The sequence below is a fragment of the Endozoicomonas atrinae genome, assembly GCF_001647025.1.
GTDB lineage: Bacteria > Pseudomonadota > Gammaproteobacteria > Pseudomonadales > Endozoicomonadaceae > Endozoicomonas > Endozoicomonas atrinae.
In genome coordinates this window covers 1-3,146 of record NZ_LUKQ02000418.1, presented here as the reverse complement: position 1 = coordinate 3,146, position 3,146 = coordinate 1, and the positions used below count along the sequence as shown (strand labels likewise).

The 3,146-nt window shown below is 49.1% G+C and carries 7 protein-coding genes; 1 reads left to right on the top strand and 6 read right to left on the bottom strand.

The window, feature by feature from the left end:
* Nucleotides 1–28: 28 nt before the first annotated feature.
* The 6 genes from AK963_RS27275 to AK963_RS27255 all read right to left on the bottom strand — a co-directional run bounded on the left by AK963_RS27275 (nucleotide 29) and on the right by AK963_RS27255 (nucleotide 2,394).
* Nucleotides 29–358: a DUF3489 domain-containing protein gene (locus AK963_RS27275; protein ID WP_066018476.1), complete on the bottom strand. Its 330-nt coding sequence runs from the start codon at nucleotides 356–358 to the stop codon at nucleotides 29–31.
* A gap of 69 nt (nucleotides 359–427) precedes the next feature.
* Nucleotides 428–604 (bottom strand): hypothetical protein, encoded by a 177-nt coding sequence (locus AK963_RS33770; RefSeq protein ID WP_175404686.1) that lies wholly within the window; start codon nucleotides 602–604, stop codon nucleotides 428–430.
* A 75-nt stretch (nucleotides 605–679) separates the two neighbouring features.
* Entirely contained in the window at nucleotides 680–868 is a 189-nt protein-coding gene (locus AK963_RS27270) for a DUF6900 domain-containing protein (protein ID WP_066018475.1), read from the bottom strand.
* Between the two features lie 336 nt (nucleotides 869–1,204).
* The gene (locus AK963_RS27265; RefSeq protein ID WP_066018474.1) at nucleotides 1,205–1,396 is read right to left on the bottom strand and encodes a hypothetical protein; all 192 of its coding nucleotides are present in this window, start codon (nucleotides 1,394–1,396) and stop codon (nucleotides 1,205–1,207) included.
* A gap of 1 nt (nucleotide 1,397) precedes the next feature.
* Nucleotides 1,398–1,757 carry a DUF3768 domain-containing protein gene (locus AK963_RS27260; protein ID WP_139117709.1) on the bottom strand — a complete coding sequence of 120 codons (360 nt, stop codon included), beginning with the start codon at nucleotides 1,755–1,757 and terminating at the stop codon, nucleotides 1,398–1,400.
* A gap of 109 nt (nucleotides 1,758–1,866) precedes the next feature.
* Nucleotides 1,867–2,394: a DUF3489 domain-containing protein gene (locus tag AK963_RS27255; protein WP_066018472.1), complete on the bottom strand. Its 528-nt coding sequence runs from the start codon at nucleotides 2,392–2,394 to the stop codon at nucleotides 1,867–1,869.
* A gap of 127 nt (nucleotides 2,395–2,521) precedes the next feature.
* On the opposite strand from AK963_RS27255, the gene AK963_RS27250 reads away from it, so the two are divergent.
* Nucleotides 2,522–3,004 (top strand): hypothetical protein, encoded by a 483-nt coding sequence (locus AK963_RS27250; protein WP_066018471.1) that lies wholly within the window; start codon nucleotides 2,522–2,524, stop codon nucleotides 3,002–3,004.
* Nucleotides 3,005–3,146: the final 142 nt, after the last annotated feature.

The window sequence follows — 3,146 nt, the reverse complement described above, 5'->3', positions numbered from 1 at the left end:
AAAAAAAGCCCCTTTCGGGGCTTGGCGCTTAGGCTATATCGAGCCCTTTTAATCCGCCTTTAATTCTGTATACGGTATCTTTTCCGTCCCGCTTTTCAGATTCTATATCAAGGCCTAGTTTAATTTTCAGTGCGCCGGGTGTACCTCTAAGGGTGGTAATTTTCCAGCCGGTCGCTTCGTGTAATTGCTGTATGGTTGCGCCAGTTTTTCTTGCCAGCATTTTCAAAATTGTATGCTGCTTGGTATCTTTGCGAACCGTTGGCTTTTTGGCCTCTTGTTTTTTTACCGCCTGTTTTCTAGCTGGGGCTTTCTTTTTAGGTGTAGCGTTTTTGGTTGGTTGCTTTTTAGTAGTTTTCATGGCGTCTCTCCTTGGGTTTTTAATTTTGATTTTCCGTTCCGCTTGACTTGAGCTTGGCTCGGTTCCGGTTTAGTGCAAAGAAATTTTGCTCTTATTTCTGCCGCTATTTTCGGCACCGGCCTTATAGGCTTTTTCTAAAGCCTTGGCAATTTGCTCACCGAACTGTTCAGGATTTTCAAAGGTAAATGAAGCCAGCGTTTCTTGGGCGATTTTTGAAAGTTGCTCGTTCATTATTTGGCTATTCATTTTTAAAAATCCTTTTCGTTTGGGCTTGAACTCAGACTGGCTCACACAACCCGGTGAGCAAGCCCGAAACTACTTTTAGTTTTGGTTTTTCTCACCCTCTTTTTTCCCTGCCATGTAGGCGGCTAAAAGGGCTTGCTTAATATCGCAGACGTGTACCTCGTGCCAATCCAAGCGGTCTCGGCCTTGGCTCTCCAGGGTATCAACTCCGTCGAAATGAGAGGCGGCTATGAATGCGAGCTTTTGATTGATTTCTTGTAAATTCATTTTTAAATTCCTTATATATTTTGGTATTGACTCAAGCTTGGCCGACCGGACGGTTTCCGCAAAGAAATAAGCAATTTAATATTTTCCATACAGCTATCGATATGGCTATATTTTCAAGGCGTAATAGACGTCACCGCTATATCACCAGGTCGCCATATATCGAACGGGGGTCCCCAGCATTCTTTAAACCCTGCGGGGGCGAGGCGGCGCGAGGTTTCGCTAGTGACAAGAGCCAAATCGGGGTTAACTTTCTACAGAAAGGAAAGCGGGAAAGGGGGATATTGTTACTGTGAGCTTGGCTCGGTTTTGCGGTGCTACAAAGAAAAAAGCTGGCCATTAAAGCCAGCAATCAGCACATCGGACCCGAGCCCGTCGCTGGCCACCAATGTAGGCACCAGCAAAACCATTCGGGCTCAGGGCTTCGAGTATTAACCAGCCACCGTGAATTTCAACAATTCGACCGGCCTGTTCAAAATCGCTACGGAAGGCCACCAGTTGGCCGACCTTAAATTTCTGTTCTTGTTTCATTCTAATATTCCTCCGCCAGCATCAGGGTTAAGACCCGGCAGGTGACCGCAAGGTTGGCAGGATCGGGCGAACCATACTCAAGGCTCCGGTCGTAATAGTCGAACTTGGCATAGAGGCTCTGGCCTTGGTACTTCAGAATAATGAAGTCATGCTCTCCGTAAGGATCATTATCTTCGGTGAAGTCATCAAAGAGGGCTATCGCCATAATCACTTCGAGTTCGTTGTTCTCCTCAATGAAGGCCTTGAAACCTTGGGTCATTACTATCCGGAAGTGGCACCCTTCCTCCCGGAGCTTTTCGGCGGAACCGGGGACGATCATTGAGCGCCTGCAGCGGTCGTTATAGAGGGTTATTTTGTTCATTTTTTATTGGCGTCCTGTTTGCTATTGTCACCTTCACCTTGGCCGACGACGGTGGTCAGGCAAGGCGGAAAGACAAAAAAAGCCCCTTTGAGGGGCTCGGTTTCCGGCCTTATAGGAGGCCGTCCAACCCGCCGACAATTCGATACACGGTGTCTTTGCCGTCCCTTTTCTCGGACTCTATCTCAAGGCCGAGTTTCAGTTTCAGTGCGCCCGGCGTGCCCCGGAGGGTGGTTAGTTTCCAGCCCGTGGCCTCGTGCAGTTGTTGAATGGTGGCTCCCTGTTTTCGGGACAATAGTTTCAAGATGGTGTACTGCTTGGTGTCCTTCCGGATGGTGGGCTTTTTGGCCTTTTTTTCGTCCTTGGGGCTTGCCTTTTTTGGCTCTTTAGCGGTTGCCTTGGCGTCCTTTTTTGGGTTTGCCTTTTCGGTTTTTTGTGCATCGGTCTTGGCCTTTTCGCCAGCCTTGGTAAGCACGGTTTCCGGCTTGCCGCCAGCGCCCTTTTGGGTCTTTGCAAGCCCTTCATCCTTCAATTTTTCCACAGCCTTCGGCGCTTCCTTAGCAACCTTGGCCGGAACCTTGCCGGTTTTGGTCGTCGACATAACCACTGCCTTCAGTTTCGGGGTGAGTTTTTTATTCATCGTGCGGCTCCTTCGCTTGTGGGTCCTTTCGGCTCTCGCCTGCCCTGAGCTTGGCTAACGACACCCGCAGTGCAAGGCAAGCAACAAACTTTTTTTCAGGCCGTAAACAAAGGAGCGTTCGTTCCTTATGGCGTTAATTACTCAGGCAGAATTTGCACGTCAGTTAGAGGTTTCCAAACCCTACATTCACAAGCTGGTCAAGAAAGGGATCATCAAGCTCCGCAATGGCAAGGTAGACACGGAACAGGCGCTGGCCGCTATGAAAGCAAATGCAGACCCGGCCAATGCGCTGAGAGAAGAAAGTCCGGCAGAGGTGATCCCTGCCGGGGGCAATGCTGCCGGAGCCGTGGACTTTGTGACCGCCAGAACCATGCGGGAGGCCTTCCGGGCCAAGCTGGCGAAACTGGAGTATGAAGAAAAGAGCGGCAAGCTCACCGACGCAGTCAAGGTTAGAAACGATGCCTTCAAAGCCGGTCGGATTATCCGGGATGAACTGTTGGCCATACCGGACCGGTTGGCGGATGTGCTGGCCGCAGAGGATGATCCTGGCTCTGTGCGTCAGATCATTTTTGAAGAGCTGGAGAAGGTTTTACAAAGAATATCCGAATAAAACTGTAATCATGTAAGTGAGCCTACTAGATATTTTTATAAGGAATTGGTAACAATAACTGAGCGTCAGAGTAGGCGAGATCGTAATATTCCAAAGCTTTAGACTTAATGTAACTTCGTTCAGGAGCCGCTAGTATCATAAA

Bases quoted from the DNA above. Each gene is read 5' to 3' on its own strand.
- AK963_RS27275 (WP_066018476.1), bottom strand. From the start codon at position 358: ATGAAAACTACTAAAAAGCAACCAACCAAAAACGCTACACCTAAAAAG.
- AK963_RS33770 (WP_175404686.1), bottom strand. From the start codon at position 604: ATGAATAGCCAAATAATGAACGAGCAACTTTCAAAAATCGCCCAAGAA.
- AK963_RS27270 (WP_066018475.1), bottom strand. From the start codon at position 868: ATGAATTTACAAGAAATCAATCAAAAGCTCGCATTCATAGCCGCCTCT.
- AK963_RS27265 (WP_066018474.1), bottom strand. From the start codon at position 1,396: ATGAAACAAGAACAGAAATTTAAGGTCGGCCAACTGGTGGCCTTCCGT.
- AK963_RS27260 (WP_139117709.1), bottom strand. From the start codon at position 1,757: ATGAACAAAATAACCCTCTATAACGACCGCTGCAGGCGCTCAATGATC.
- AK963_RS27255 (WP_066018472.1), bottom strand. From the start codon at position 2,394: ATGAATAAAAAACTCACCCCGAAACTGAAGGCAGTGGTTATGTCGACG.
- AK963_RS27250 (WP_066018471.1), top strand. From the start codon at position 2,522: ATGGCGTTAATTACTCAGGCAGAATTTGCACGTCAGTTAGAGGTTTCC.